The sequence below is a fragment of the Streptomyces sp. NPDC003943 genome, assembly GCF_053605265.1.
On sequence record NZ_JBSGIW010000055.1, the window covers coordinates 1 to 26,057 of the forward strand.

Annotated in this window: 26 protein-coding genes; 18 read left to right on the forward strand and 8 right to left on the reverse strand. The window is 73.2% G+C overall.

The features are described 5' to 3' along the window. On the reverse strand, positions 1-1,570 hold a 1,570-nt coding region (locus tag ACWEV0_RS22110; RefSeq protein WP_453151093.1), incomplete at its 3' end, for a hypothetical protein. Between the two features lie 312 nt (positions 1,571-1,882). On the opposite strand from ACWEV0_RS22110, the gene lipB reads away from it, so the two are divergent. The 4 genes from lipB (at position 1,883) to ACWEV0_RS22130 (ending at position 4,885) form a co-directional block, all read left to right on the forward strand. After that, the gene (gene lipB, locus ACWEV0_RS22115; RefSeq protein WP_453151094.1) at positions 1,883-2,716 is read left to right on the forward strand and encodes a lipoyl(octanoyl) transferase LipB; all 834 of its coding nucleotides are present in this window, start codon (positions 1,883-1,885) and stop codon (positions 2,714-2,716) included. A 101-nt stretch (positions 2,717-2,817) separates the two neighbouring features. Further along, on the forward strand, positions 2,818-3,786 hold the full coding sequence (gene lipA, locus ACWEV0_RS22120) for a lipoyl synthase (protein WP_453151096.1): 969 nt from the start codon (positions 2,818-2,820) through the stop codon (positions 3,784-3,786). Positions 3,787-3,951: 165 nt separating this feature from the next. Continuing rightward, positions 3,952-4,161: an SCO2195 family GlnR-regulated protein gene (locus ACWEV0_RS22125; RefSeq protein WP_453151097.1), complete on the forward strand. Its 210-nt coding sequence runs from the start codon at positions 3,952-3,954 to the stop codon at positions 4,159-4,161. Between the two features lie 10 nt (positions 4,162-4,171). Beyond that, a complete protein-coding gene (locus ACWEV0_RS22130; protein ID WP_453151098.1) occupies positions 4,172-4,885 on the forward strand; it encodes a DUF4191 domain-containing protein in 714 nt (237 codons plus the stop codon). A gap of 111 nt (positions 4,886-4,996) precedes the next feature. On the opposite strand, the gene ACWEV0_RS22135 is transcribed toward ACWEV0_RS22130, so the two are convergent. Then, entirely contained in the window at positions 4,997-5,464 is a 468-nt protein-coding gene (locus tag ACWEV0_RS22135) for an RDD family protein (protein ID WP_453151099.1), read from the reverse strand. Positions 5,465-5,685: 221 nt separating this feature from the next. Between ACWEV0_RS22135 and glnA the strand changes: the two genes are divergently transcribed. The 3 genes from glnA to ACWEV0_RS22150 all read left to right on the forward strand — a co-directional run bounded on the left by glnA (position 5,686) and on the right by ACWEV0_RS22150 (position 9,300). Beyond that, on the forward strand, positions 5,686-7,110 hold the full coding sequence (gene glnA, locus ACWEV0_RS22140) for a type I glutamate--ammonia ligase (RefSeq protein WP_453151101.1): 1,425 nt from the start codon (positions 5,686-5,688) through the stop codon (positions 7,108-7,110). A 262-nt stretch (positions 7,111-7,372) separates the two neighbouring features. Next, complete coding sequence (locus ACWEV0_RS22145) at positions 7,373-8,092, forward strand: tRNA-dependent cyclodipeptide synthase (protein ID WP_453151103.1); 720 nt, start codon at positions 7,373-7,375, stop codon at positions 8,090-8,092. Beyond that, complete coding sequence (locus ACWEV0_RS22150; protein WP_453151104.1) at positions 8,089-9,300, forward strand: cytochrome P450; 1,212 nt, start codon at positions 8,089-8,091, stop codon at positions 9,298-9,300. The genes ACWEV0_RS22145 and ACWEV0_RS22150 overlap by 4 nt, the downstream gene beginning before the upstream one ends. 56 nt (positions 9,301-9,356) lie before the next feature. Here ACWEV0_RS22150 and ACWEV0_RS22155 read toward each other — a convergent pair whose 3' ends face one another. Beyond that, positions 9,357-9,632 carry a hypothetical protein gene (locus ACWEV0_RS22155; protein ID WP_453151105.1) on the reverse strand — a complete coding sequence of 92 codons (276 nt, stop codon included), beginning with the start codon at positions 9,630-9,632 and terminating at the stop codon, positions 9,357-9,359. A gap of 218 nt (positions 9,633-9,850) precedes the next feature. Here ACWEV0_RS22155 and ACWEV0_RS22160 point away from each other — a divergent pair, with 218 nt between their 5' ends. Beyond that, on the forward strand, positions 9,851-10,210 hold the full coding sequence (locus ACWEV0_RS22160) for an arsenate reductase family protein (protein WP_453151107.1): 360 nt from the start codon (positions 9,851-9,853) through the stop codon (positions 10,208-10,210). Between the two features lie 53 nt (positions 10,211-10,263). Here ACWEV0_RS22160 and ACWEV0_RS22165 read toward each other — a convergent pair whose 3' ends face one another. Next, the gene (locus tag ACWEV0_RS22165) at positions 10,264-11,133 is read right to left on the reverse strand and encodes an alpha/beta fold hydrolase (protein ID WP_453151108.1); all 870 of its coding nucleotides are present in this window, start codon (positions 11,131-11,133) and stop codon (positions 10,264-10,266) included. 69 nt (positions 11,134-11,202) lie between these two features. Between ACWEV0_RS22165 and ACWEV0_RS22170 the strand changes: the two genes are divergently transcribed. Then, positions 11,203-11,691 (forward strand): MarR family transcriptional regulator, encoded by a 489-nt coding sequence (locus ACWEV0_RS22170; RefSeq protein WP_453151109.1) that lies wholly within the window; start codon positions 11,203-11,205, stop codon positions 11,689-11,691. Here ACWEV0_RS22170 and ACWEV0_RS22175 read toward each other — a convergent pair. Next, complete coding sequence (locus ACWEV0_RS22175) at positions 11,630-12,550, reverse strand: Gfo/Idh/MocA family protein (protein WP_453151110.1); 921 nt, start codon at positions 12,548-12,550, stop codon at positions 11,630-11,632. The two genes, ACWEV0_RS22170 and ACWEV0_RS22175, sit on opposite strands and share 62 nt — an antisense overlap. A gap of 341 nt (positions 12,551-12,891) precedes the next feature. Between ACWEV0_RS22175 and ACWEV0_RS22180 the strand changes: the two genes are divergently transcribed. From ACWEV0_RS22180 to ACWEV0_RS22200, 5 genes are all read left to right on the forward strand, one after another. After that, the gene (locus ACWEV0_RS22180) at positions 12,892-14,307 is read left to right on the forward strand and encodes a hypothetical protein (RefSeq protein WP_453151111.1); all 1,416 of its coding nucleotides are present in this window, start codon (positions 12,892-12,894) and stop codon (positions 14,305-14,307) included. After that, positions 14,304-15,467 (forward strand): ARPP-2 domain-containing protein, encoded by a 1,164-nt coding sequence (locus tag ACWEV0_RS22185; protein ID WP_453151112.1) that lies wholly within the window; start codon positions 14,304-14,306, stop codon positions 15,465-15,467. Before ACWEV0_RS22180 ends, ACWEV0_RS22185 begins: the two co-directional genes overlap by 4 nt. A 136-nt stretch (positions 15,468-15,603) precedes the next feature. Further along, entirely contained in the window at positions 15,604-16,635 is a 1,032-nt protein-coding gene (gene glnII, locus ACWEV0_RS22190) for a glutamine synthetase (protein WP_453151113.1), read from the forward strand. Positions 16,636-16,726: 91 nt separating this feature from the next. Further along, on the forward strand, positions 16,727-17,641 hold the full coding sequence (locus tag ACWEV0_RS22195) for a DUF6891 domain-containing protein (RefSeq protein ID WP_453151114.1): 915 nt from the start codon (positions 16,727-16,729) through the stop codon (positions 17,639-17,641). Positions 17,642-17,951: 310 nt separating this feature from the next. Beyond that, a complete protein-coding gene (locus ACWEV0_RS22200; RefSeq protein WP_453151116.1) occupies positions 17,952-18,488 on the forward strand; it encodes a winged helix-turn-helix domain-containing protein in 537 nt (178 codons plus the stop codon). Between the two features lie 7 nt (positions 18,489-18,495). On the opposite strand, the gene ACWEV0_RS22205 is transcribed toward ACWEV0_RS22200, so the two are convergent. Both ACWEV0_RS22205 and ACWEV0_RS22210 read right to left on the reverse strand, forming a co-directional pair. Then, positions 18,496-19,929 (reverse strand): PepSY-associated TM helix domain-containing protein, encoded by a 1,434-nt coding sequence (locus ACWEV0_RS22205; RefSeq protein WP_453151117.1) that lies wholly within the window; start codon positions 19,927-19,929, stop codon positions 18,496-18,498. Positions 19,930-19,975: 46 nt separating this feature from the next. Then, positions 19,976-20,686, reverse strand: coding sequence for a hypothetical protein (locus ACWEV0_RS22210; protein ID WP_453151118.1), 711 nt, complete (start codon positions 20,684-20,686; stop codon positions 19,976-19,978). 130 nt (positions 20,687-20,816) lie between these two features. On the opposite strand from ACWEV0_RS22210, the gene ACWEV0_RS22215 reads away from it, so the two are divergent. The 4 genes from ACWEV0_RS22215 to ACWEV0_RS22230 all read left to right on the forward strand — a co-directional run bounded on the left by ACWEV0_RS22215 (position 20,817) and on the right by ACWEV0_RS22230 (position 25,715). After that, positions 20,817-21,617: a tyrosine-protein phosphatase gene (locus tag ACWEV0_RS22215; RefSeq protein WP_453151119.1), complete on the forward strand. Its 801-nt coding sequence runs from the start codon at positions 20,817-20,819 to the stop codon at positions 21,615-21,617. Between the two features lie 114 nt (positions 21,618-21,731). Beyond that, a complete protein-coding gene (locus tag ACWEV0_RS22220; RefSeq protein ID WP_453151120.1) occupies positions 21,732-23,669 on the forward strand; it encodes a hypothetical protein in 1,938 nt (645 codons plus the stop codon). Between the two features lie 85 nt (positions 23,670-23,754). Beyond that, positions 23,755-24,642 carry a metal-dependent hydrolase gene (locus tag ACWEV0_RS22225; protein ID WP_453151121.1) on the forward strand — a complete coding sequence of 296 codons (888 nt, stop codon included), beginning with the start codon at positions 23,755-23,757 and terminating at the stop codon, positions 24,640-24,642. Continuing rightward, positions 24,642-25,715: a PDR/VanB family oxidoreductase gene (locus tag ACWEV0_RS22230; protein ID WP_453151122.1), complete on the forward strand. Its 1,074-nt coding sequence runs from the start codon at positions 24,642-24,644 to the stop codon at positions 25,713-25,715. Before ACWEV0_RS22225 ends, ACWEV0_RS22230 begins: the two co-directional genes overlap by 1 nt. A 3-nt stretch (positions 25,716-25,718) precedes the next feature. Here the strand turns inward: ACWEV0_RS22230 and ACWEV0_RS22235 are convergent, their stop codons facing one another. Continuing rightward, entirely contained in the window at positions 25,719-26,039 is a 321-nt protein-coding gene (locus ACWEV0_RS22235) for a hypothetical protein (RefSeq protein WP_453151123.1), read from the reverse strand. Between the last annotated feature and the right edge of the window lie 18 nt (positions 26,040-26,057).

Below are 26,057 nucleotides of genomic sequence, written 5' to 3' on the forward strand. Positions count from 1 at the left end.
CCCCGGGCGTGCCGGGGTCGCCGGGGCCGAGGATGACGTCCAGCCGCCACTCGCTCGCGTTGTCCAGCGGGATCAGCGCGCCGCGCACCCTGTCGCGGTACGTGCGGGCCGCCGGGGCGTCGCGGTAGGGCTCCAGGCGGCGCTCGAAGTCCCGGATGTATTCGACCGCGCGGGCCGAGCGCATCTCGGAGGCCTGTTGCGCCGCCTCCGCGCCGAGCGCGCACGCCTGGTCCAGTTCGCCGAGGGCGAGGCGGGCGGAGGCGAGGACGACGCGGCAGAAGAGGCGGCTGCGGGCGAAGCCGGGGCCGCGGAGCTGGAGGGCGCGTTCGGCGTGCTGGGCGGCGGCGCGGTACTGCTGGAGGTCGCGGTGGCAGTGGCCGAACTCGTCGGCGAGCTGCGCCTCGTCGAAGGAGCGGGCCCAGTAGGGCACCTCGTCGCCGGGCCGGGCGGCCTCCAGGGCGCGTTCGGCGCGGGCGAGCGCGGACCCGCAGGCGCGGGACTCGCCGAGGACGGCGTGCCCGCGCGCCTCGACGGAGTGCAGCAGGGCCTGCACGACGGGCGGCGCGGCGGCGCCGACGCCCTGCTGGGCGACCCGGGCGAGCTGGACGGCCTCGCGGCCGTGGCCGAGGTAGACGGCCTGGTGGCTCATGGTGACGAGGACGTACGAGCCGTAGGCCCGGTCCCCGGCTGCCTGGGCGAGCCGCAGCGCCTGCACGAAGTACCGCTGGGCGAGGCCGTGCGCGGCGATGTCGTACGACGTCCAGCCGGCGAGGCGGGTGAGGTCGGCCACGGCACCGAAGAGCCGGCGCCCGACGCTCTCGCCGTACGTACCGCGCAGCATCGGCTCGGCCTCGTGCTCCAGGTAGCGGACCAGGGCCTGCCGGGCGTGCCCGCCGCCGTACGCGTGGTCGAGGGTGCGGAACAGCTCGCCGACCGAGCGCAGCGCGGCGACGTCGCCGCTGGTCACCCGCTGCCCGGGGCCCCGGTCGGTGCCGCGCTGGCGGGGCACGGAGTAGCGCCCCTGCAGCGGCACCCGCGGTTCCGGGCCACCGGGGCCGCCCAGTCCGCCAGGGCCGCCCAGGCCGCCCGGACCTCCGGCGGGGCCGCTCGGTTCGCCGCGCGCCACCCGTTCGTCGGCCCGCCCGATCAGCCAGTCCCGGCTCGGCACGACGAGCCCGGCCGGCGTGAAGGCGATCTTGCGGAGCTCCGCGTGGCTCCCGGAGTCCTTGCGCCACAGCCCGCTGACGATGTCCACGGCCTCCTCGGGCGTCGCCGCGAACTCCAGGCCCGCGTAGACCGGCGCGCACGCGTCCAGCCCGAGGTCCTGCGCGGAGAGCCGGCGGCCGAGGCGGCGGGTGAAGACCTCGGCGATCAGGGCGGGGGTGGTGCCGCGCGGCTGCTGGCCGCGCAGCCAGCGGGTCACCGAGGTCTTGTCGTACCGCAGGTCGAGCCCGTGCTCGAGGCCGAGCTGGTCGACGCGTCTGGCGAGCCCGGCGTTGGAGAAGCCTGCTTCGGCGATGAGCGCGGCGAGCTGGCGGTTCGGCATGCGCTGCGAGGGTCGTTCCGTCATCAGCTGTGCGGTCTCCTGCCTTCCGGGCCCGGGGTGGCAGCCCGTACGGACCCTCGTGGCCCTCATGGAACGGCGTGAATTTAGCGGCACTAGCCGCCCTTACCGCCACCTTCGCCCCACATTCATCCGATCGTGTGAGGATTGGCTCGTCGCTGACGCAGGGGACGTAGGGGCCCTCACACACCTGCCGGAGGGCCGTCCGGCGTACCGCCGTACAGTGGCATGGGCGCGATTGACGCATGGTGCCGAGCCGGCTCCCGCCCCGGGACGATCCCCGGAACCCGGCCCCGGCACCCAGGAGGAGGCTTTGCCGTGAGTGAGCTGCGATTCGTCCGTCTGGGCTTCGGCGCGGACGCCGTCGACTACCAAGTGGCGTGGGACAAGCAGCGCGAGGTGCACGCCGCCCGGTTCGCCGACGAGGTCGAGGACACGTGTCTGCTCCTGGAGCACCCGCCGGTCTACACCGCGGGCCGGCGCACCGAGGACAGCGAGCGCCCGCTGGACGGGACGCCGGTGGTGGACGTCGACCGCGGCGGCAAGATCACCTGGCACGGCCCCGGCCAGCTGGTCGGCTACCCGATCATGAAGCTGCCCCGTCCGGTCGACGTCGTGGCCCACGTACGCCGTCTGGAGGAGGCGCTGATCCGCACCGCCGCCGAGTTCGGCGTGGAGACCAGCCGGGTCGAGGGCCGCAGCGGCGTGTGGGTGCTCGGCGACCCGGTCGAGCAGCGGCCGCAGTTCGGCGGGCTGTCGCTCGACTTCGACCCGCGGCTGCACGACGACGAGTTCGACCCGCGCATGAACGGCCCGGAGTACGCCCCGTCCAACGCCGGCCAGCGCCGCGAGGACCGCAAGCTCGCGGCCATCGGCATCCGGGTCGCCAAGGGCGTGACGATGCACGGCTTCGCCCTCAACGTGAACCCGGACAACACCTGGTTCGACCGGATCATCCCGTGCGGCATCCGCGACGCGGGCGTGGCCTCGCTCGCGAACGAGCTGGGCCGGGACGTCACGATCGAGGAGGTGCTCCCGGTCGTCGAGAAGCACCTGCGCGAGGTGATGGCGGAAGCGGTGCTGAAGCCGCGGGAGATCGAGCGCGACAGCGCGGGCGAGAGCGCGCGCGAGACGGAGCGGGCCTCGGCCTGAGGAATGCCCACCCATGGCCACGGGTTGGCCAACGGTGAAGGCATAGGAAGCAACGGGCGTACCCTGGTGTACGCCGAAGAATCGAAGCTACAGGAGCCGATGTGTCCGCAGTCGCACCCGACGGACGCAAGATGCTGCGCCTGGAGGTCCGGAACAGCCAGACCCCCATCGAGCGCAAGCCCGAGTGGATCAAGACCCGGGCGAAGATGGGACCGGAGTACAACAAGCTCCAGGGTCTCGTGAAGAGCGAGGGTCTGCACACGGTCTGCCAGGAGGCGGGCTGTCCCAACATCTTCGAGTGCTGGGAGGACCGCGAGGCGACCTTCCTCATCGGCGGCGACCAGTGCACCCGCCGCTGCGACTTCTGCCAGATCGACACCGGCAAGCCGCAGGCCCTCGACCGTGACGAGCCGCGCCGCGTCGGCGAGTCCGTCGTCACGATGGACCTGAACTACGCCACCATCACCGGCGTCGCCCGCGACGACCTGGAGGACGGCGGCGCCTGGCTGTACGCGGAGACCGTGCGCCAGATCCACCAGCAGACCGCCGAGCGCGCCGCCGGCCGCACCAAGGTCGAACTGCTCGCGCCCGACTTCAACGCGGTGCCGGAGCTCCTGGCGGAGGTCTTCGCCTCCCGCCCCGAGGTCTTCGCGCACAACGTCGAGACCGTGCCCCGGATCTTCAAGCGGATCCGCCCCGGCTTCCGCTACGAGCGCTCGCTCGACGTCATCACCAAGGCCCGCGACTACGGTCTGGTCACGAAGTCCAACCTGATCCTCGGCATGGGCGAGACCCGCGAGGAGATCAGCGAGGCCCTGCAGCACCTGCACGACGCGGGCTGCGAGCTGATCACGATCACGCAGTACCTGCGCCCGTCGGTCCGGCACCACCCCGTGGAGCGCTGGGTCAAGCCGGACGAGTTCGTGGAGCTGAAGGAGGAGGCCGAGGAGATCGGCTTCTCCGGTGTGATGTCGGGCCCGCTGGTCCGTTCGTCGTACCGCGCGGGCCGGCTTTACCAGCAGGCGATCGAGCGCCGTGGCGCGGTGGACAACGCCACGCAGGCCGTCTGAGCCGCCGCTTCGCGCATGACGCACGACCTGATGCGGCCTTCCGTGCTCACGGAGGGCCGCATCAGGCTTTCATCAGTGTTTGACCGCCGGGTCACGCCCTGGTAACACCGATCTGTGAGGCTGTTCTCACTCACCGCCACCGAGCGCTCACGGAGGCTCTCGCCCATGCAGGCCGCGCATATCCGAGCCCACGCGTTCCCGTCCGTCACCGATGCCCTCAGGGCCGTCGAGACCCTGCTGCTCGCCCGTGGGCAGCGCACCGCCCGGCGCAACGCCTGGACCTCCGTCCTGGAGGACCGTCGCCGCGCGAAGGACCGCGTGGAGGCCCAAAACGTGATGGAGGCCGTGGCCGGCCGGGCATCCCGGGCCACGTAGACTTCAGGACATGGCGAGGAAGGCAAACACGGGCGGCGCTGACGCCGCCGCGAACCCCGGGCGACTGAAGCAGATCGCCCTCACGTACAAGATGACCCGGAAGGCCGACCCCAAGGTCGGGCTCGTCGTCGCGGGCGTGGGCATCGTCGTACTCGGTGTCCTCCTCGGAATCGGCTTCGCGATCGGTCACCCGGTCTACCTGGGCATCCTCGGTTTCGTCCTGGCGTTCCTGGCCATGGCGATCGTCTTCGGCCGGCGTGCCGAGAAGGCTGCCTTCGGCCAGATGGAGGGCCAGCCCGGCGCCGCCGCGGCGGTCCTGCAGAACGTCGGGCGCGGCTGGACCGTGACCCCGGCCGTGGCGATGAACCGCAGCCAGGACGTCGTGCACCGCGCGGTCGGCCGCGCCGGCATCGTCCTGGTCGCGGAGGGCAACCCGAACCGGGTGAGGTCGCTGCTCGCGGCCGAGAAGAAGAAGATGGCCCGGATCGTCGTCGACGTGCCGGTGACCGACATCGTCGTCGGCAACGACGAGGAAGCCGGCCAGGTGCCGCTCAAGAAGATCCGCACGAAGATGCTGAAGCTTCCGCGGGTCCTCGCCGGCCCCCAGGTGACGGCGGCCAACGACCGGCTGCGCGCGATGGGCGACCTGATGAGCAACATGCCGCTGCCGAAGGGCCCGATGCCGAAGGGCATGCGGATGCCGCGCGGCGGAAAGATGCGCTGAGCGTACGGGTCGAACGAGTCACACGAGTCGTACGAATACGAGAGGGGCGCCCCGGACTGTTCCGGGGCGCCCCTCTCGTCGTTCTTTCGTGGGTCCAGACGCGTACGTGGGTCAGACGCGGACCTGGACGGCGCCGGAGAAGCGGTCGTGCAGGCCGCGCCCGTCGCGGTCCCAGATGAGGGCCGGGATCGCGAGGCAGACCAGGGCGCTGCGCAGGGCGACCCGGAGGACGCCGAGGCGGCCACCGTGCACGGAGACGACGCGCAGCCGGAAGAGCAGCTTGCCCGGCGTGGCGCCGACGGTGCCGACGGTCAGCGCACTCAGGACGAACAGGATGAGCACGGCCCAGTTGCCGGTCGACTGTCCGTAGTGGTGGGTGATGAGACCGTATGCGATCAGCATGCAGAGGGCCCAGTCGACGGCGAGTGCGCCGAGACGGCGGCCGGGGCGGGCGATCGAGCCGGGCCCCTCCTCGGGCAGACCGAGCTGCTGCCCGCGGTAGCCGAAGTCCACGCCTGCTTCTTCGGCCGCGGCGCGGGGGCCGGAGAGCCATGATCCGAGTGCTTGCCTGTTGTCCACCCGACCACGGTACTGCGCCCGTTTTTGATCACTTCGGCCTGGGTCGGCGGGCGCGCGCGGCGCGGTTCGGCACACCCGGGCCGGTTAACTTCGACGAAACAAATGGGTCATGCTTGAGAAATGCCGCATGCCTATGGTCGGGTCCAGCGTGAGCCACCGCACTGGCCACATGACCGAGCTGCAACCCCGCCCCTCCCCGGGCCGGGAGTAGGAGGAGTTGGATGTCCGAGAAGCACGGGTTCCAGAACGCCGACGAGGTCAACAAGTTCATCAAGGACAACGACGTCAAGATGGTCGACGTCCGGTTCTGTGACCTTCCGGGCGTGATGCAGCACTTCACGATCCCGGCGACGGCCTTCGACCCGGCGGAGGAGCTCGCCTTCGACGGTTCGTCGATCCGCGGTTTCCAGGCCATCCACGAGTCCGACATGGCGCTCCGCGCCGACCTGTCGACGGCGCGCGTGGACCCCTTCCGCCGCGACAAGACGCTGAACATCAACTTCTTCATCCACGACCCGATCACGGGCGAGCAGTACAGCCGTGACCCGCGCAACATCGCGAAGAAGGCCGAGGCGTACCTCGCCTCCACCGGCATCGCCGACACCGCGTACTTCGGCCCCGAGGCCGAGTTCTACGTGTTCGACTCGGTCCGCTTCGAGACCTCCGCGAACCAGGGCTTCTACCACATCGACTCCGAGGCCGGCGCCTGGAACACCGGTGCGGAGGAGAACAACCGCGGTTACAAGGTCCGCTACAAGGGCGGCTACTTCCCGGCCCCGCCGGTCGACCACTTCGCCGACCTGCGCTCGGAGATCTCCCTGGAGCTGGAGAACGTCGGCCTGAAGGTCGAGCGCCAGCACCACGAGGTCGGCACCGCCGGCCAGGCCGAGATCAACTACCGGTTCAACACACTGCTCGCCGCGGCCGACGACCTGATGCTCTTCAAGTACATCGTGAAGAACGTCGCCTGGCGCAACGGCAAGACCGCGACCTTCATGCCGAAGCCGATCTTCGGCGACAACGGCTCGGGCATGCACGTCCACCAGTCGCTGTGGTCGAACGGCGACCCGCTGTTCTACGACGAGGCCGGCTACGCGGGCCTGTCGGACACCGCCCGCTACTACATCGGCGGCATCCTCAAGCACGCCCCGTCGCTGCTCGCCTTCACCAACCCGACGGTGAACTCGTACCACCGCCTGGTCCCGGGCTTCGAGGCCCCGGTCAACATGGTGTACTCGCAGCGCAACCGCTCCGCCGCCATGCGCATCCCGATCACGGGCTCGAACCCGAAGGCCAAGCGCGTCGAGTTCCGCGCGCCGGACCCGTCCTCGAACCCGTACCTCGCCTTCTCGGCGCTGCTCCTCGCGGGCCTCGACGGCATCAAGAACAAGATCGAGCCGCTGGAGCCGATCGACAAGGACCTCTACGAGCTGGCTCCGGAGGAGCACGCCAACGTCCCGCAGGTCCCGACCAACCTCGAGGCCGTCCTCTCCGCCCTGGAGGAGGACAACGAGTACCTGCAGGCCGGCGGTGTCTTCACCTCCGACCTGATCGAGACCTGGATCGACTACAAGCGGACCAACGAGATCGCCCCGATCCAGCTCCGCCCGCACCCGCACGAGTTCGAGCTCTACTTCGACCTCTAAGCCGCGGCTGCAGAGACCGTCTGACGAGGGCCGTCATCCCGGAGACTCCGGGGTGGCGGCCCTCGCCGCTTGCCGGAGGCGCGAGGTGGAGCAGGCGGGCTCCGACGTGACGAGAATGCGAACGGACGACGAAATCATGTGCCTACCCGCGAGTAGTAGTTTCACTCTCCGCGACTGATCGCTAACGTGTGGTCGTCGCTGCCGCCACACCCGGAGCACAGGGCTCCGCTGGGACTAGTGGCGCGATGAGGATTTGCCGAACGTGACTCAGGCGGCACTTGCCCCTGCGGAGACGCTCAGACTTCAGCCGTATACCGACCACTGCCGCGTCATCGCCGACGAGGGCGCGCACGTGGTCATCGGCGTCTCACCGGGGAACAGCTATTTCACCGCTCAGCGACTGCGCGATCTGGCGCGCTGGGGGTTGGACCACTTCGAGAAGGTCGACTTCGTCCACACGGATCTGCATGTGGCGGAGATGTACGAGGCACTCGGGTACGGGGCCGACGAGGCACGGCGGAAGGCCGTGAAGAACCTGCGGGGGGTGCGGGCGAAGGTCGCGGCGGCCGTGGCGGACGTGGATCCCGAGGGGCGGCGGCTGCGGGCGCGGGGGATGTCGGAGTTCGAGGGGATTCCGGCGTACCAGGAGCTGCACCGGCAGGTGCTCGCCGCGGTGGCCGAGGACGCGGTGGTACGGGAGACGTGTGACGCGCTGACCGGGATCTTCCTGAAGGGGAAGGTCGGTCCCGGTCAGGAGGTCACCGCGCGGCAGCGGGAGGTGTGCCGGGCGTACATCTGCGCCGAGGTGCCGCTGTTCCTGGACACGCCCGCGATCCTCGGGGTGCCGTCCTCGCTGAACTGCTACCACCAGGCGCTTCCGCTGGCCGACCTGCTGTACGCCCGGGGGTCCGGGCTGCGGGCCTCGCGCAACCAGGGCCACGGCATCGTCACACCCGTCGACATCGAAGGAGATCCGCGATGAGCACCATGACCGCGAACGGCGCGCCCACCGCGAACGAACCGCTCGCCTTCCCCTTCGACTGGGACGGCACCCGGCTGCCCGCCGAGGTCGAGGCGCTGCGCGCCGCGCCGGTGACGAGGGTGCGGACGATCGCCGGCGCGGACGCCTGGCTGGTCTCCTCGTACGGGCTGTGCAAGCAGGTCCTGGAGGACCCGCGGTTCAGCCTGAAGGACACCTCGGCGCCGGGGGCGCCGCGGCAGTACGCGCTGACGATTCCACCGCACGTCGTGAACAACATGGGCAACATCACCGGGGCCGGGCTGCGCAAAGCCGTGATGAAGGCGCTGAATCCGAAGGCGCCGGGGCTTGAGGAGTGGCTGCGGGAGCGGGCCGGGACGCTGGTGGACGCGCTGGTCGCCGAGGGGGCGCCCGGGGAGCTGCGGGGCGGCTTCGCGGATCCGTACTCGGCGGGGCTGCACTGCCGGATGCTGGGCATCCCGGAGGAGGACGGGCCCCGGCTGCTGCGGAGCCTGGACGTCGCCTTCATGAACGCGCCGCGCGAGATCGAGGCGGCGCGGCTCAACTGGGACCGCGACATCGCGTACATGACGGAGCGGCTGGACGATCCGGCGACCGGCGGGCTGATGGCGGAGCTCGCGGCGCTGCGCGACGATCCGGAGTACGCGCATCTGACGGACGAGATGCTGGCGACGGTCGGCGTGACGCTGTTCGGCGCCGGGGTGATCTCGACCTCGGGCTTCCTGACGATGGCGCTGGTGTCGGTGCTGACCCGGCCGGACGTGCGGGAGGCGCTGGCCGGCGGTGGCGGCCGGGTCGCCGGGGCGATGGACGAGCTGCTGCGGGTCAACCTGTCGATCGGGGACGGGCTGCCTCGGCTCGCCCTTGAGGACGTGCAGCTCGGGGACGTGCTGGTGCGGGCGGGTGAGCTGGTGCTCGTGCTCGTGGAGGCGGCGAACCACGATCCGGAGCACTTCGAGGACCCGGCCGTCTTCCGGCCGGGCCGGGAGAACGCCGCCGACCATCTGTCGTTCGGCGGCGGCCGGCACTACTGCCCGGCGACCGCGCTCGGCAAGCGGCATGCCGAGATCGCCCTGGAGACGCTCCTGGAGCGGCTGCCGGACGTGCGGCTCGCGGTGCCGGTCGAACAGCTGGTGTGGCGCACCAACTTCATGAAGCGGCTGCCCGAGCGGCTGCCCGTCGCCTGGTGACACCGCGGTGGTGAAGGGGTGCTGCCCGGCGCGAGGCCGGGCAGCACCCGCGGGGGTCAGCGGCTGTAGCGGATCAGGGCTCGGACCATGTGGCAGGTGGTGTCGGACGGCGGGTGGATGCCGAGCTGGGCGGCGGTCGTGCGTATCCGCGCGTTGGTGGCCCGGGACGGCAGATAGACGCCCGCGTCGAGCAGGGCGATGGCGAGGCGCATGGCCTTCAGCCGGCGGTTGTGGGTGACGTACCACTCGCGGGGGCGGCCCGCGGGGAGCGGCTGCTTCCGGAGGGGCTTCCAGGGTTCGATGGACGGTGTCCTGAGCGTGGCTACGGCCATGGGCGACCTCCTGACGAACGGGGGTGGGGGCCCTCCCCGGGACCCTCACCTTCACCCTCGATTTTACTGGCCACCACTGACAATCGCCCCTGGCCAGACGGGCTTTGGCGGTGTGTTTGCAGGGCGGCGCGGGGGCGCGTCGGGGCGGTCCGGGCCGCATGGGGAGGTGCGTTACGAGGGGTGCGTTCGGGGATGCGGCCGGCGGTACGTTGGAGGGCATGGAGATCTGGATCAACCCCGCCTGTTCCAAGTGCCGCAGCGCACTGACCCTGCTGGACGCCGAGGGCGCCGACTACACCGTGCGCCGCTACCTGGAGGACGTGCCGTCGCCGGACGAGATCCGGGCCGTGCTCGACCGGCTCGGTCTGGAGCCGTGGGACATCACGCGCACCCAGGAGGCGGACGCCAAGGAGCTCGGGCTCAAGGACTGGCCCAAGGACGCGGCGAACCGCGACCGCTGGGTGGAGGCGCTCGCGAAGCACCCGAAGCTGATCCAGCGGCCGATCATCACCGCCGAGGACGGCACGGCCGTGGTCGGGCGCTCCGAGGAGGCCGTGCGGGACGCGCTGTCCCGCTGACCGTCCTCCCTTCTCCCTCCTTCCCCCTCCTTCTCTCTCCCTCTCCTCTCTTCTCAGTCCGTGAAGTGGCGGGCGATCCGGGCGTGGGTTCCCGGTGGCGCCGACACGGGGAGCGTGAAGTGGGTCGCGTCGGGCAGGACCGCCGTCTCCGCGCCGGGGACGGCGGCCCGGGCCCGGCGCTCCACCGCGCGCGGGTCGTGGACCCGGGAACGGCCGGCGAACAGGACGAGCGTCGGCTGCCGGAGCGCGGCGAGCCGCTCGGCGGTGGGGCGGGGACCGGACACCGGTCGCGCGGTACGGAACTCCGCGCCGCGGGCGTACAGTTCGCGCCATTCCGGATCGACCGCCGCGCCGCCCGTCTCCCAGTCGAGGAGCGCGGCTCCGCGGGCCGGGGTGGGCCGGAGCAGCACCGGCAGGGCACGCAGCAGGAAGCGCGGGGAGAAGCCGGCGAAGCAGTCGGTCGGGTCGAGCAGGGCGAGCCGGCCGGCCCGGGCGGGCGACGCGAGCGCGTACTGGAGGGCGAGCCACGCGCCGTAGGAGTGGCCGACGAGGCCCACCGGGCCGGCGGGCGGGACGCCGAGCGCGTCGAGCAGGGTGTCGAGCCACCCGGTGAGGTCGGCGACGCTACGCATCGGACGCCGGGGGTCGGGAACACTGCGGCCGGGTTCGCCGACGACGTCCACGGCGTGCACCCGGTGGCTCGCGCCGAGCGCCTCGGCCGTCCCGTACCAACTGGTGGCGGTGGCCCCGCCGCCCGGCAGGAGCAGTACGGGCGGAGCGTCGGCGGGGCCGTGGCTGATGACGTGGGTCGATCCGTACGGGGTGGGCAGGGTGGCTGTGGTGGCGCCGGCCGGCCAGTGGGCGAGGACGGCGTCGTAGGCGCGCCCGTAGGCGAGGACGGAGTCGCGCGATTTCCGGGGCACGCAGGGATCCTCTCGCTCGGCGATAATCTCGCTGAGCGAGATAATAGGCGGGAAGGCAAGGACACCTCCATGGCTGAGTCGGAAGAGCTGCGGATCTTTCATCTGCTGCGTGCGGTGACCGTCGAATTCGGCCTGCGACAGGCCGAGTTCGCCGCCCGGAACGGCATGCACACCACGGATGTGCGCGCACTGATCTGTCTGCTCGACGCCGAGCGGGACGGCACGCCGGCCACCGCCGGCCGGCTCGGGGCGCAGCTCGGCCTCAACTCCGCCGGCACCACCGCCGTCATCGACCGGCTCGAACGGCTCGGTCACCTCGCCCGGGTGCGGGACGAGCGCGACCGGCGGCGGGTGCTGCTGCGCGTCGAGGACGGGGCGAAGGAGCTCGGCCGCGCCTGGTTCGGGCCGCTGATCGACGGCACGGTGGCGCTGCTCGGCGACTTCGACGACGGCGAGTCGGAGGCCGTACGCCGCTTCCTCTCCGGCGTACGGGACCTCATGGCCGCCGGTGGGTCTCCGTCGGCACCTGTGCCTCCGCCTCCGCCAGGATCTCCGTGAGCCGGGCCCCGAAGCGCACGTCGCAGGCGTGCGGCCTGCCGGTGCGTATCGCATCGAGCAGGGCGTCCACCGCGCCGCCGAAGGCGCCCAGCGCGCCGTCCCAGCCCGGCATCGTCACCCGGCCCCGCTCGCCGTACAGGGACAGGGCGGCCTCGGAGGCGGCGGGCGGGGCGCTGAGCGTGAGCGTGGCGGTGCTGCTCGCGCCCGAGGTGTGGCGAAGGACCAGATGGCGGGTGTCGGCCGGCCCGGCGACGCAGCTCACCGAGGTGACGTCACCGAGGACCGGGAGGTAGACGGAGAGGACGTGCGGGCCGACGTCCCACAGGCCGCCCTTCTCGCGGCGCCAGGGCGAGGCCGCGTACGCGCTGTCCGAGCCGGCGGCGAAGAGGGAGCCCAGCCAGTGCGCCTCGCCGAGGAACCAGTCGCCGGCCGCGGCCTGTTCGTCGATCCAGCGGGCGGTGGGCTCCGCGAATCTGAGCGTGCAGAAGACGATCGACGCGACCCCGGCCGCCGTCACCGCGTCGGCCAGCTCCCGGGCCGCCGGCACCGAGGTCGCCACCGGCTTGTCGAGGATCACATGGCACCCCGCGGCCGCCGCGCGCGCCGCCAGCGGGGCCTGGACGTCCGGCGGCAGGGCGATCGCTATCGCGTCGCTCGCCGCGAACAGCGCGTCCACGTCCTCGTACGCCCGGGTGCCGCACGCCGCGGCCAGCGCGGCCGCCGGCTCCGGCCGTCTGCCCCACACCCCGCTGAACTCCACACCCGCGTGCGCCGCGAGGGCGGGCGCGTGGGTGCGCTCGGCCCAGGGGCCGGTGCCGAGGAGACCGATACGGGGCTTCGTGCCCAGGAGCTTCGTCATGCCCTCCAGTCTGCCGGGCGGCGCCGACAAGGGGATCCGGGATGACCCGCAGACGCCCCCGGCCCGGCCCCGAGCGCACGCTCCGGGCGCACCCCCGACCCGCCTCGCACGCCCCCAGGCCCCGGCCGGCCCAGCCTCCGTCCGCCCTGCCGCGGGCGCGGGCGCGGGCGTGCGAAACCCGGTGGCGTCCCTCCCCTCCCCCGGTGTTAGCGTCGGCGGGCCGGCCGCGGGACTCCGGCGCGACTTCCGGGACCTGCCTCTACAGCAACGTATTCGTTGTTCGCGCCCCCATTCCCCGGCCGGCACCGGGCGCCGGTACGGGCGAAGGAGCAAGGAAGCCGATGTCGGACCTCATCGCCGCCGAGGACGTGCTGCTCTTCGTCAACGCGGCCGTCACGGCCACCGGCCAGCGCGAGTTCCGCGCCACAGCCGAGGAACAGCGCCTGTCCCTCGACTTCCTCCACGAGTACGTGCGCGTCAACTACCGGCCGCTGTACGCCGCCGCGCTCGCGCTCGACATCAACGACCACAACGCCGCCCTGATCGCCGAGCAGCTGCTGCGCACCCCGCGCGAGGCGGGCCCCGGCGAGGGCCGGCTGATCGCGGCGCGGCTCGCGGTGATGCCGCCGCAGCGGGTGTACCGGCTCTTCCGCGCCCTGCGCGCCGCCGGGGTCAACAACCGCCGCACGCGCGCCATCGTCCGTGACTGGCTGGCGGCCCGGCCCGATCTGGCCCATGACGCCGTGAAGTACCGGCCCGGGCTCAGGGCCGCCGTCCGGCACGCCCATCTGCCGTTCCCGGACGCGCCGGAGACGGGCGACTTCCTCTTCGCGCCGCGCCGCCGCGCCCGTTACGCGCACCGCACCCTGGAGGCGTACCGCAGGGCCCACCACGAGCACGGGGCGCAGTCGGCGCTGTACGAGCTGCCGTTCACGGTCGCCGAGGGGCTTGCCGCGAAGCACGGCGTGCCGCGCGCGGTGTTCCTGGAGCGGATCGCGCCGCGCATGACCCGCCTGGAGCGGCTGCGGACCCGCCCCGCCGGGGCGGGCACCGATCTGTCCGTGATGCCGCTGACGCGGCTCGCGCTGTACGTGCTGTCTCTCCCCTTCGGGGAGAGAAGGGAGCGGCGCGCCGAGCTGACCGGGGCGCTGCGGACGGCGGCGCGACGGGTGGCCGGGCCGCATGCCGGGAGCTGGGGCCGGGTGGCGGCGGTGCTCGACGACAGCTTCTCGGCCTCGGGTTCGGCGGTGAAGCGGCGCCGGCCGCTGGCTGTCGCGCTCGGCTGCCACTTCCTCCTGGAGGCGCTGGCCGCGCCCGGCGCGTACACGGCGCACTGGACCTCGGGCGCCCGCGATCCGCTGCTCGTCCGGCCGTGGGGGGCGACGCCGCTCGGGGAGCGGATCATCGACGCCCTGGAGGGGACGCCGGAGCGGCTGGTGATCGTGTCGGACGGCTGGGACAACGCGCCGCCCGGGCTGGCGGGCGAGGTGCTGCGGGTGTGGCGGACCCGGCTCGATCCGCTGCGGCGCACGAGCGTGGTGCACGTGAACCCCGTATACGACGCCGATGTCTTCGACGTGCGCCGGCTCGCGCCCGGGGTGCCGGCGACCGGCATCCGGGACGCCGAGGACCTGCCGGCGCTGGTGGAGATCGCCCGGTTCGCGGAGGGGCGCGAGGGGCTCGCCGCGCTGCGGGCCTATCTGGACCGGCGGGTGGAGCTGTTCCTGGCGGCGCACTCGGGGGAGGCGCGGGCATGACGCGGATCGACCTGACCGGGCTCGCCGTCCGGCCGGCGCAGGTGTGGGGCGGGGTGCGGCTCGTGCCGCTGGTGCGGGACGAGCCGGTGGCCGGGCTGCGGCTGCGCCGCGAGGTGTACGCGCACGCCTGGGACGGCCCCGACACGGTCGAGGTCGGTGACGGCACCGTCTACACCTCGTACATCCCGCACGGCTTCGTCGCCGACTGGTCGGACGCGGGGACGGGCGGGGCCGCGGGCGCGTCCGGGGAGGCGGCCGTCTACGGGACCCGGCTCGGGGACGAGCGGCCGGTCGCGGTGCCCGTGCGGCGGCTCGCGCGGCGCCGCAGGGGCGAGCCGCGGCTGCGGTTCCTGCCGCTCCATCTCGCCCTGGAGGGCTATCTGGCGCTGCACTTCGGCGGCCCTTCGGTCGTGTGGGACGAGTGGTCCCGTGAGGCGGTGCGGCGCGGTCTGTCGCCGCGCGCGGAGGCCGCGTACGCGGGGTGGGCGGTGCCGGGGCTCGCGGAGGCGCTGCGGGTGTTCGAGATCCATCCGGGACAGTGCGGGATGCTGCTGTACGTGGCGGACGCGCTGGCCGCCGCCTTCGTCGTGCCGCATCCCGACGACTACCGGCTGCTGCACCCGACGCTGGTGGAGGACCTGTTCGGGGAGCTGGTGCACCAGTACGCGCACTACGGCGCGCCCGTGCCGGAGTTCCGGGCCGCTCTGGGGAGCGGCGCTTTCCATACGCTCGGCGATCTGCGCCGGGCGGCGCGGGCGCAGGAGCGGGCGTGGGCCGAGGCGCACGACGGTCTGATGGCGCGGGACCTGCTGGAGACCCCGTACGCCTTCGAGCGGGTCCACGACCTGGGCGGCTTCCGGCTGTTCCGCTTCCTGCCGCCGTTCCTGCGCTCGGGGCAGGAGCAGCACATCGGGGAGCTGATCAGCGACCGCCGGGGGCGGACGGCCTATCTGAAGACGTTCCGGCTGTCGGAGGCGCAGATCCGGCGCGGGTACCTGCTGCGGCGGCTCGCGGACTGCGACTGGCACCTGGGGCGTACGGCGGAGGCGCTGGGCACCTCGTACGCGGAGCTCGTGGCGCGGATCACCCGGGCCGGGTTCGGTTCGCTGCTGAACGCGCACGAGATCGCACGGCGGACGCGCGTTTCCGAGGAAGGCTGAGTAACACGGGGTTCACAAACGGGCAACCGACGGGAAATCCCGTGTTGCGAAGCTGCGCTCAGACGACACCGCCACCGCAGCTCTCGCAAGTCGCGAGCCGCCACCGGCACCCGCAGCACGCCAAAGGATGAGGCACGTGACCTTCAAGGCTGAGTACATCTGGATCGACGGCACCGAGCCGACCGCCAAGCTCCGTTCGAAGACGAAGATCATCCCGGGTGCGGCGCTGTCCCTGGAGGAGCTGCCGATCTGGGGCTTCGACGGTTCCAGCACGAACCAGGCCAAGGGCCACGCCTCGGACCGCGTCCTCAAGCCGGTCTTCGTCTGCCCCGACCCGATCCGCGGCGGCGACGACGTCCTGGTGCTGTGCGAGGTCCTGAACACGGACATGACGCCGCACGCGTCCAACACGCGTGCCGCGCTGGCCGAGGTGTACGCGAAGTACGCCGCGCAGGAGCCGATCTTCGGCATCGAGCAGGAGTACACCTTCTTCGACGGCGAGCGCCCGCTCGGCTTCCCGGTCGGCGGCTTCCCGGCCCCGCAGGGCGGCTACTACTGCGGTGTCGGCGCGGACGAGATCTTCGGCCGTGACGTCGTCGAGGCGCACCTGGAGAACTGCCTGAAGGCGGGCCTGGGCATCTCCGGCATCAACGCCGAGGTCATGCCCGGCCAGTGGGAGTTCCAGGTCGGCCCGCTGGCGCCGCTCGAGGTCGCCGACCAGCTGTGGGTGGCCCGCTGGCTGCTCTACCGCACGGCCGAGGACTTCAACGTCTCCGCGACGCTCGACCCGAAGCCGGTGAAGGGCGACTGGAACGGCGCCGGCGCGCACACCAACTTCTCCACGAAGGCGATGCGCGAGGGCTACGACGCGATCATCACCGCGTGCGAGGCGCTGGGCGAGGGCTCGAAGCCGCTCGACCACGTCAAGAACTACGGCGCCGGCATCGACGACCGTCTGACCGGCCTGCACGAGACCGCCCCGTGGGACCAGTACTCCTACGGCGTCTCCGACCGCGGCGCCTCGGTCCGCATCCCGTGGCAGGTCGAGCAGGACCAGAAGGGCTACATCGAGGACCGTCGCCCGAACGCCAACGTGGACCCGTACACGGTGACCCGTCTGCTCGTGGACACCTGCTGCGAGGCGCTGGCCAAGGCCGGCCAGGTCTGATCCGCCTGTTCTCCGGGAGGGGCGTCCGCCGTACTTCGCGTACGGCGGGCGCCCCTCCGGTGTTGTCAGTGGTGCCTGCCACAGTGGACCCATGCTCGACATCACGGTGCAGACCGAGAACTGGGAGAAGCACGTCCGGCCGTCCGAGGAGGACCTGGCCGGGCTCGTGCGGCGCATCGGCGCGGAGGGGGACCGCTTCGTGATCGCGCAGCGGATACCGGACCTGCCGGCCGTCTTCGCCCAGGTCTGGCACGCCGACGACGGCGACTACCAGCTCGAGCACCGCGCCGGGGCGCCCGAGCTGCACTTCGGGACGCGGGTGGACACGCCGGAGCGGGTGGCCGGGGTCCTCACCGCCTGGGCGCGCGGCGACGACGACTGGGACGCGGGGCTCGTCTGGCAGAACCTGGGCTTCCCGCCGGCGCCCGAGGTGCCCGAACTCCCCGGGGAGGTACGGGATGAGCTGGCGGCGCGGGTGCGCGAGCTGCTGGTGTGCGGCTACGAGGACCGGGAGCGGCTGACCCGGATCGCCCAGGAGGAGGTGTTCTCCCCCGACGAGCATCCGGTCTCCCGGGAGCAGGCCGAGCGGCTGGTGGACCGGCTGTGGCTGGAGCGGGTGGCGGAGATGTCGGAGTGGGAGGGGACGACGGACCCGGAGCGGATCACGGCCGCGTTCGAGGGGCTGGACGCCGCCGGGATCGTGGCCCGGGAGAACTTCACGTGCTGCCGCTCGTGCGGCACCGGGGAGATCGGCGCGGAGGACGGCGCCGAGGAGGCGCGCGGGTTCGTCTTCTTCCACTACCAGTGCACGGAGGGCGCGGCGAGCGGCGGGCCGTTGTACCTGCTGTACGGCGGGTTCGACGGCTCGGCGGAGACGACGGCGGCGGTCGGCGCGGAGGTCGTCGAGGCGCTGCGCGGGCACGGGCTGACGGTGGAGTGGGACGGGGATCCCGGGCAGTCGATACGGGTGACGGAGCTGGACTGGCGCAGGCGGCTGGTGGGTTGAGGGGGCGGCCGGCGGACTCGACCGGACATGGGGGTGCCCAGACGAATTCCCTGCTGGTTTAATAGGGATATGGCCCGCATCCAGAACGACACCGCTTCGAGGCACTTCGACCTCGAGCCGTTCTGGCCTTCCCGGCAGCACCATGACTTCGACCGGTGCTGTCGGCGCGTGAGGAACGCGTCGGCCCTCTAAAGCCCGATCGGATCCGATATCCGGTCGCTGCGGCCTTCGGCCGACGCGCATGACACATGACGCACGACGTACGACGTCCACCGTCCGTTTGTGACTCGCGCGAAAGAGCTGAGCTTTCATGGCCCACACCCAGACCGCCGCCGCCCCCGCTTCCCTCACCGCTCTCAACGCCCCTGCCCGTCCCCGGCTCCGTGCCGTCGCGCCCGACGAGGTCGCCGGTCTCGCGCGGGTCGCCGAGTACCTGCCGCCGGGTGCCACGCTGCTGCCCGCGCCGCAGCACACGCTTCCGGCGCTGCCGGGCCGGCCTCCGATGATCGGGTACCTGGTGCTGCTGCCCGCCGACAACGAGCCGCCGGTGCCACCCGTCGCCGAGCAGGGGCCGGTGGTGATCGACCCTGTGCAGCGGATCGCCCGGGTCGACGGGCAGGCACTGGACCTGACGTACCTGGAGTTCGAGCTGCTGGCCCATCTGGTCGCGCATCCGCACCGGGTGCACACGCGCGACCAGCTGGTCACGACCGTGTGGGGCTACGGGCACGTGGGCGACGGCCGGACCGTCGACGTGCACGTGGCCCGGCTGCGCCGGAAGCTGGGCGCCGAGCACCGCCACACGATCCAGACCGTGCGGCGGGTCGGCTACAAGTACACCCCCTGACCGGAGGTCAGGCAGTACGCCTCGACTTCGCCCGGGCGGTGACCGCCAGGGCGAGGTCGACGGCCAGGAACGCCACCAGGCTGAGGCCGAGGAGCGGCACGAACCAGCCCACCAGGGCCGTCGCCGCGAGCAGCGGCAGCAGCAGCGCGGGCGGGACGCGGCGCCAGGTGCCGCGGGCGACCGGGCGGCCCCAGCGGCCCTGGCCGCGCAGCCACCACATGCGGTAGCCCCAGACGGTCAGCAGGATCAGGGCGAGCGCCAGGGCGGCGAGGGCGAGCTGGTTGAACAGGCCGAGGAAGACGCCCGTGTGGGCGTCGATGCCGAAACGGGTGAGCTTCGCGAGCAGCGGGTAGTCGGCGAAGCGCAGCCGGTCGAGGACCGTGCCGTCGGCCGGGTTCAGGGCGACGGAGTCCAGCTCGACCGGGTACTGCTTGTCCGTCTCCTTCACCACATAGCCGCTGCCCTCGGCCGGCAGCACGACGGAGACCGACGGGCTGTCGATGCCGGCCGCGCGGGCGGCGGCCACGGCCCTGTCGATGCCGATGTCCGCGCCCTGCTCGGGCGCGGGCCGCATCGCATGGTGCCCGGTGTGGCCGGTGTGGCCCGCGTGCTCCCCGCCCGAGCCCGTGCCGCCCACGGACACGGCCGCCGACAGCGTCGGGGTCGCGCCGCCGAGCGCGTCCTGGACGGCGCCGATGCGCTCGCCCGCGTACGTCGACCAGGTCAGCCCCGTCGCCGAGAGCGCCACGAGCCCGGCCACGGCCCACAGGCCCACCGCGCCGTGCCAGGAGAGCGTGCGGCGGCGGGACTTCGGGCCGCGTTCGGGCAGGAGGAGGGCGCGACGGTTCCTGCGGCGGCGGCCCAGCCAGAGCAGCAGACCGCCGAGGGCGATCACCCACAGCCAGCTGGCGGCCAGTTCGCTGTAGAGGCGGCCGGGTTCGCCCAGGTGCAGATCGCGGTGGAGGCCGTCGATCCAGGTGCGCAGCGGGAGCGCGCCGGTGCCGCCGTAGCTGGGCAGCCGGCCGCGTATGTCACCGGTGTACGGGTCGACGAAGACGGCGAGCGAGGTGCCCTCGGGCGCCTCGGGGTCGGCCATCAGGACGCGGGTGGTGGCCCCGGGTTCGGCGCCGGGCCAGACGGCGGTGACGGTGCCGGCCGGCTCGGCGGCCCGGGCGGCCGCGACCTGCCGGGAGAGGGGCAGGGCCGGGGTGCCGTCCGGTACCGGGACTTCGAGCTCGTGCGCGTACACCACCTTCTCCGCCTGGAAGGAGAGCGCGTACAGCAGTCCGCTGACGGCGGCGACGAGGAGGAAGGGCGCGACGAGCACGCCCGCGTAGAAGTGCAGGCGCAGGAGGAGCGGGCGCAGGGCGGACCAGCCGCCGCGCGGTGATGACGGGGCGTCCGGGGCCGTTTCCGGGCGCGCGAGGTCGTCGAGTGTCATGACGGTCCTTGGAGTCGAGTGTCGACATGGGGAATCGGCCCCCGGGTCAGACGGTTCGGACTCCGAGGGCCGTGGCGCGGGATACGGGCGGGCGCGGCGGACCGCGCCGGGACACGGCCTGCGCGAGGAGGACACCCCGCAGGACGCAGGCGGGCGCGCGCGGCCGTACGGGACGGGGCCGCGGCGGTACGGGGACGAGCAGGCGTACGGCGGCGAGCGCGACCCGCAGCGGCGCGAGGGCCAGGGCCCCGGCGGTCCGGGCGAGCGCGAAGAGCGCGGCCTCGCCCCGGGCGAGCCACAGCCCGCAGGCCAGGGCGGCGAGCGCGTGCGCGGCGAGCATCCCGGCGCCGGAGCCCATGCCGGAGCCCATACCGAAGCCCATACCGGAGCTCGCGCCGCCGTCCACGGGCATGGACATGGGCATGGGCATGGGCATGGCGCTCGCCGTGCCGGTCATGCCGGCCATCCCGGCCATGTGTCCGGCAGCGGCAGCCCCGCCACCGGCCTCCCCCGCCCCGAAGATCAGGTGCAGCACGCCCTGCACGGCCGCCAGGCCGGGCACGAGGGCGACCGGGCCGCGCCGCCGGCCGGCGGCGGCCCAGGCGAGGGCCGTCGTCACGGCGAAGGCCGTGAGGAGGGAGGACACGGGGACGGAATGGGCGGACATGGACGAATGGCCCACCGCCGCCAAAGTGACGCACACCGCCGCGAAGAGTGCGGCTCGCAGGGCGCGCAGCGGCGAGCGGGGGTGCGTCATGGTGAGGTCATCGTGTCATCCCGGTACCGAGCGGGACAGACCGCCTCCCCCCGGTGCTTCGGTCGCGGTTCGCGGAGATCTGGGGGACATTCGATGCGTAACGCTGCCGGAGGGTCGGAGGAGTCGCCGTATGCCCGCCATTCCCGCCGCCACCGTCGCCAACCTGCGGGATCTCGGCACGCTCCCGCTCGGCGCGGGGCGCAGTGTGCGCGAGGGGTTGGTGTTCCGGTCGGCGCAGCTGGACCGGCTGGAGACGGAGGACGGGGTGGTGGCCGGGCTCGGGATCCGCACCGTGATCGACTTCCGCACCGATGCCGAGCGGGCGGAGCGGCCCGACCGGCTGCCGGCGGGGGCGCGGTCCCTCGTCGCGGACGTGCTCGCGGACTATCTGGCGACCAGCGGTCTGCCGCCGGCCGCCCGGCTGAAGACGCTGCTGTCGGATCCGGCGCTCGCCGAGGAGCATCTGGGCGGGGGCCGGGCGCAGGCGGCGTTCGCGCGGACGTACCGGGCCTTCGTGAACACGGACTCGGCGCGCGCCTCCTACCGGGCCTTCCTCACCGAGGTGGGCGATCCGTCGGCCGGTCCGCTGCTCTTCCACTGCACGGCCGGGAAGGACCGCACCGGCTGGGCGGCGACGGTGCTGCTCTCGTTGCTCGGCGCGGACGAGGAGACGATCATGACCGAGTACCTGGCGGTCAATCCGGGGGCGCGGGAGGCCTTCGCGCCGCTCATCGAGGGCTTCACGCTGCAGGGCGGCGACCCGGAGCTGGCGCTCGCGCTGCTCGGGGTGGTGCCGGCGTACCTGGAGGCGGCGTTCGACGAGGTCGAGGTGCGGCACGGGACGATGGAGAAGTACGTACGGGAAGGGCTCGGCGTGCCGGACGAGGTCACCGACGTCATCCGCGAGCGGCTGACGGTGTACGCCGCGTAGGCGCCCCCGAGGGCGGGCCGGGCCGTCCCCGAGGTGACCTCCGGGCCGCCCCTCGGGGTGATCACGGGGTCGTCCCCGGGGTGACCATCGCACCATTCGCTCGTTCTGCTGAAGGTGAGCACCCAGGAACTCGCCCCCGCTCCCGTAGACGTCGAGCACGCCGAGGCCGCTCTCGTCGAGCACTATCCGCGGCTCGTCCGGATCGCCTATCTGGTGCTGCCGCCCTCGCTGGGGCGCAACCGCCGGGTGCTGACCGCGCACGCGCTCGTGCAGCGCTCGCTCCCCCGCCGCCGCACCTCCACGCCCGCCGCCAAGGCGGCCGTGCCCGCCGCCCGGCAGGCGGCGGAGGACGCGGTGGATCCGGGGTACGCGTACGTACGGGGCGAGGTGCTGCGGCAGGCGCTGATCGCGGGGCTGCCGCTGCGGCGCCGGGCGCTGCCGCGGCGGGCGCAGTTCCCGCCGCTGCTGCCGCACGTGTGGGGACTGCGGCTGTTCCCGCGGGCCGGCGGCGCCGACGAACTGGCCCTGGACCAGCGGCTCTCCGCGCTCTCCGGGCCCGGCCGGGCGGCGTACGTGCTGCGCGGTCTGGAGCGGCAGGGCGACCCGGAGGTGCTGCGGGTCCTGGCGGCGGCCGGGGTGGCGGACCCGGCGGCGGCGCTCGCCGAGGCGGACGGGATGGAGGCGTCCGGGGGGCCCGGCGGGGCCGCGCTGCTCGACTCGCCCGAGTTCGACCCCTGTTCGCTGCAGGCCCGGCCGACGGACCTGATGCGGCGGCGGCAGCACGGCAAGGCGGCGCTCGCGGCGGCCGCGGCGGTCCTCGTGTGCGGGGCGCTGCTCGGGCTGCCGGGCGACGGCTGGGGCAGAAACGGTGCTGCGGCCCCGTCGTACGCCCGCAACCCGGCGGCCGAGGCGGCGCTCGACCCGGCCGGCCTGAAGCGGGTCGGGCCGGACGACTGGCGGCTCTCGTCCCGTACCGACTTCTCCGTGTGGCCGGCCCGCGGCGAACTCACCGGCGACTCGGCGCTGTTGCGCCGGGCGCTCGCCGTGTGGGCGCGGCCCGGGCCGACCGTACAGGCGTCGGCGACGCCCGGCACGCCGCCGGGACCGCCGATGGGGCCGGCCCAACTGCTGTTCGCCGGGGAGGTCGACGCGGCGCGCGTGGTGCTCCTCTACGACGGGCTGCGGGTGGTTCGGTACGCGGAGCCGGTCGGCGACACGAGCGGCGCGGCGCTCGACTTCGCGCGTACGGACGGGGCCGACGCGGTCGGCTCGGCGGCGCTCGTGGTGTCCCGCGCGGCGGGCAACGTCCGCTATGTGACGGCCCCGTGGGTGACGGAGGCGGCGGTGCGGGACCTCCTCGCGCCCGGCGGGACGGCGCGGGCGCTGGTGCGGGACGGGTACGGGGTGACGGAGCCGATCCCGAGTCCGGTGACGGCGCGGGCGCCGGGCTGCACGCGCTGGAGCGTGCTCCAGGTGCGGGACGGGGAGGGCGTCCAGGTGCTGACCGACCTCGGAGAGCTGGCCCCGGCCCGGCTCACGTCCGGCCCGCCCGGGCACGTCGCGGACGTGACGGGAGCGGCGGCGCGGGAGCGGTGGGCGCGGTCGGCGTGCCAGCTGGCGGCGGTGCGGTCGCACGGGGTGCGGTCGGTCAACGCCTGGGCGTACGCGACGCAGCGGCTGCCGGAGGGGGCGGGGCGCGCGGAGTGGGTGTGCGCGCGGGCGGAGACGTGGCGGGGGACGGGGAGCCGGAGCCTGGCGCTGTTCCGTGCGACGGGGACGATGCGGGTGGCGGTCCTGGCGGCGCGCTCGGAGGGGTCGCCGGCGTGCGGGGCGCGGGAGCCGCGGGTGCTGGCGGGTGTGGTGTGGCAGGCGCGGAGCGGTGGGTGGTACGTGCTGGCGGCGGGGTCGGACGACGTGGCGTCGCTGGAGGTGTCGGGGGCTGTGCGGGGGCGCGCCGAGGGGAACCTGCTGGCGGTGAAGGCGGTCCAGGGGGCGCGGGCGGATCTCAGCGGGACGCTGGGGGACGGGACGCGGGTGGAGGCGTTGCGGTAGGCGCGGCGCCGTCGGGGTGCCCTTAATGGGAATTCGGGCTGCGTGACCTCTAGTCGTCCCGCTTACCGCTCAGTACATTGACGCCATGTCTAATACGCAGCCTGCACCGGTGGCGTCCGAGCACATCGAGCTCAAGGCCCGCAAGGTCTCCTTCGACTGGGAGGACACCCCGCTTCACTGGGTGCCCGACGACCCGTTCACCACGCACACCATCAACGTGCTGCATCTGCTCCTTCCGGCCGGTGAGCGCTGGTTCGTGCACGTGTACAAGCAGGTGTTGCCGTACATCACCGACGAGCGGCTGCGGGCGGACGTCATCGGGTTCATCGGGCAGGAGGCGGTGCACTCGCAGGCTCATGACGACGTGCTCCCGCACCTGAGGAAGCTGGGGCTCGACCCGACGCCGTACACCGCGCAGGTGGACTGGTTCTTCGAGAAGCTGCTCGGCGACCGGACGCTGCCGCCGGGGCGGGCGCGGCGGTGGTGGCTGATGGAGCGGGTGGCGCTGATCGCCGCGATCGAGCACTACACGGCGTTCCTGGGCAACTGGGTGCTGAACGCCGACGAGCTCGACCGGGTCGGGGCCGACCCGGTGATGCTGGACCTGCTGCGCTGGCACGGCGCGGAGGAGGTCGAGCACCGGTCGGTGGCGTTCGAGCTGTTCCTGCACCTGGACGGCGGTTACCGGCGGCGCGCACGCACCTGGGCGCTGGCCTTCTCCGCGCTGGTGTTCCTGTGGCAGCGCGGGGTGCGGTTCTTCATGGAGAACGATCCGACGATCCTCGACGCCAGGCCGAGCGTCGGACAGTTCGTGCGCAAGGGCCGCGAGGGCGTGCTGCCGTCGACGCCCGACATGCTGCGCTCCATCCCCCGCTATCTGAGCCGCGCCTACCACCCCACCCAGGAGGGCAACACGGCCCAGGCCGTGGCCTACCTGGCGAGCTCCCCCGGCGCCAACGGAGGTCACGTCTGATGGGCACCCTCCCCCGCCTCCGTACCGTCGTCCTCGTCGCCGGGGGCGCGCTCCTGGTCAAGCGGGCGCTGCGGCGCCGGATCCACTCCTCGCCGCTGTGGCCGCTGCCCGCGCTCGAGGAGCCGATCTCGGGCCACGGCAGCCGGCTGGCCACCGTCACCCGGCGGGTCCTCGTCGCCGAGCGGACCGAGCCCGCCGAGGGCGTGGTCCAGCTGCGCCTGGAGGGCGCGGGACTGCCCGCGTGGCAGCCGGGCGCGCACATCGACCTCGTCCTCCCGTCCGGGACCGTGCGGCAGTACTCGCTGTGCGGCGATCCGGCGGACCGGGACGGCTACACGATCGCGACCCGGCTGATCGAGGCCGAGCAGGGCGGCCGGGGCGGCTCGCGCGAGGTGCACGAACAGCTGCACGTGGGCACGGAGATCGAGATCCGCGGGCCGCGCAACCGCTTCCCGCTCGCGCCCGCGCCCGCCTATGTCTTCGTCGCGGGCGGCATCGGGATCACGCCGGTCCTGGCGATGGTCCGCGCGGCGGAGGCGGCCGGGGCCGACTGGCGGCTGCTGTACTGCGGGCGCAGCCGCGCCACCATGCCGTACGCCGACGAGGTCGAGAGGCTGGGCCGCGGCCGGACGACGGTCGTGGCCGAGGACACCGAGGGGCGGCCGGAGCTCGCCTTCCTCGGCGGACTCCCCACCGAGACGGCCGTGTACTGCTGCGGGCCCGAGGGCCTGATGGACGCCGTGACCGCCGCCCTGCCCGAGGGGCGGCCCCCGCACCTGGAGCGCTTCTCGGCCGCCAGGGCCGAGGGCGGGACGGCGTTCGAGGTCGAACTGCGGCGCACCGGGCGCACGTTGACGGTGGCGGCCGACCAGTCGGTCCTGTCCGTCGTGCGCGAGGCCGTGCCTGGTGTTCTGTACTCCTGTCGGCAGGGGTTCTGCGGGACCTGCCAACAGCGTGTGGTCGAGGGCGAGATCGACCACCGCGACGAGCTGCTCACCGACGCCGAGCGGGCGGACTCGATGCTGATCTGCGTCTCGCGCTGCGCCGGTGAGCGACTCGTGCTGGACCTCTAGGAGTTACGGCAGGATCCAGTCGAAGGCCAGGGTGGCGAGCAGGCCGCCGCCCAGGAGCCAGGTGGCAAGCCGCGTACGGCCGTTGCGGGAGAGTTCGATCACGACGCCGCAGAGGATCATGGCGAGCCCGTACACCCCGACAACCAGGACGGACGTGTGGGCCGCCAGGCGCACCACGAGGACGACGCCGAGGACCACGAGCAGCACCGATCCGGCGGCGACGCGCAGGAGGCGGGCCTGCCGCGGGGTGAGGCCGGTCGACTCGTCCCGCGCGTCCGGCGCGTCGGGTGTGTCGGGGGTGGTGTCCTGCTCTGAAGCGCTCATATGCCGGGAGCGTAACGG

What these genes read in the sequence shown, in the direction of transcription:
- ACWEV0_RS22195 (WP_453151114.1), top strand. Translation starts at nt 16,727, where the DNA reads ATGCTCGACATCACGGTGCAGACCGAGAACTGGGAGAAGCACGTCCGG.
- ACWEV0_RS22230 (WP_453151122.1), top strand. Translation starts at nt 24,642, where the DNA reads ATGGGCACCCTCCCCCGCCTCCGTACCGTCGTCCTCGTCGCCGGGGGC.
- ACWEV0_RS22155 (WP_453151105.1), bottom strand. Translation starts at nt 9,632, where the DNA reads ATGGCCGTAGCCACGCTCAGGACACCGTCCATCGAACCCTGGAAGCCC.
- ACWEV0_RS22150 (WP_453151104.1), top strand. Translation starts at nt 8,089, where the DNA reads ATGAGCACCATGACCGCGAACGGCGCGCCCACCGCGAACGAACCGCTC.
- ACWEV0_RS22210 (WP_453151118.1), bottom strand. Translation starts at nt 20,686, where the DNA reads ATGACGCACCCCCGCTCGCCGCTGCGCGCCCTGCGAGCCGCACTCTTC.
- ACWEV0_RS22185 (WP_453151112.1), top strand. Translation starts at nt 14,304, where the DNA reads ATGACGCGGATCGACCTGACCGGGCTCGCCGTCCGGCCGGCGCAGGTG.
- glnA (WP_453151101.1), top strand. Translation starts at nt 5,686, where the DNA reads ATGTCCGAGAAGCACGGGTTCCAGAACGCCGACGAGGTCAACAAGTTC.
- ACWEV0_RS22180 (WP_453151111.1), top strand. Translation starts at nt 12,892, where the DNA reads ATGTCGGACCTCATCGCCGCCGAGGACGTGCTGCTCTTCGTCAACGCG.
- ACWEV0_RS22215 (WP_453151119.1), top strand. Translation starts at nt 20,817, where the DNA reads ATGCCCGCCATTCCCGCCGCCACCGTCGCCAACCTGCGGGATCTCGGC.
- ACWEV0_RS22170 (WP_453151109.1), top strand. Translation starts at nt 11,203, where the DNA reads ATGGCTGAGTCGGAAGAGCTGCGGATCTTTCATCTGCTGCGTGCGGTG.
- ACWEV0_RS22235 (WP_453151123.1), bottom strand. Translation starts at nt 26,039, where the DNA reads ATGAGCGCTTCAGAGCAGGACACCACCCCCGACACACCCGACGCGCCG.
- ACWEV0_RS22205 (WP_453151117.1), bottom strand. Translation starts at nt 19,929, where the DNA reads ATGACACTCGACGACCTCGCGCGCCCGGAAACGGCCCCGGACGCCCCG.
- ACWEV0_RS22160 (WP_453151107.1), top strand. Translation starts at nt 9,851, where the DNA reads ATGGAGATCTGGATCAACCCCGCCTGTTCCAAGTGCCGCAGCGCACTG.
- ACWEV0_RS22225 (WP_453151121.1), top strand. Translation starts at nt 23,755, where the DNA reads ATGTCTAATACGCAGCCTGCACCGGTGGCGTCCGAGCACATCGAGCTC.
- ACWEV0_RS22125 (WP_453151097.1), top strand. Translation starts at nt 3,952, where the DNA reads ATGCAGGCCGCGCATATCCGAGCCCACGCGTTCCCGTCCGTCACCGAT.
- ACWEV0_RS22200 (WP_453151116.1), top strand. Translation starts at nt 17,952, where the DNA reads ATGGCCCACACCCAGACCGCCGCCGCCCCCGCTTCCCTCACCGCTCTC.
- ACWEV0_RS22130 (WP_453151098.1), top strand. Translation starts at nt 4,172, where the DNA reads ATGGCGAGGAAGGCAAACACGGGCGGCGCTGACGCCGCCGCGAACCCC.
- ACWEV0_RS22175 (WP_453151110.1), bottom strand. Translation starts at nt 12,550, where the DNA reads ATGACGAAGCTCCTGGGCACGAAGCCCCGTATCGGTCTCCTCGGCACC.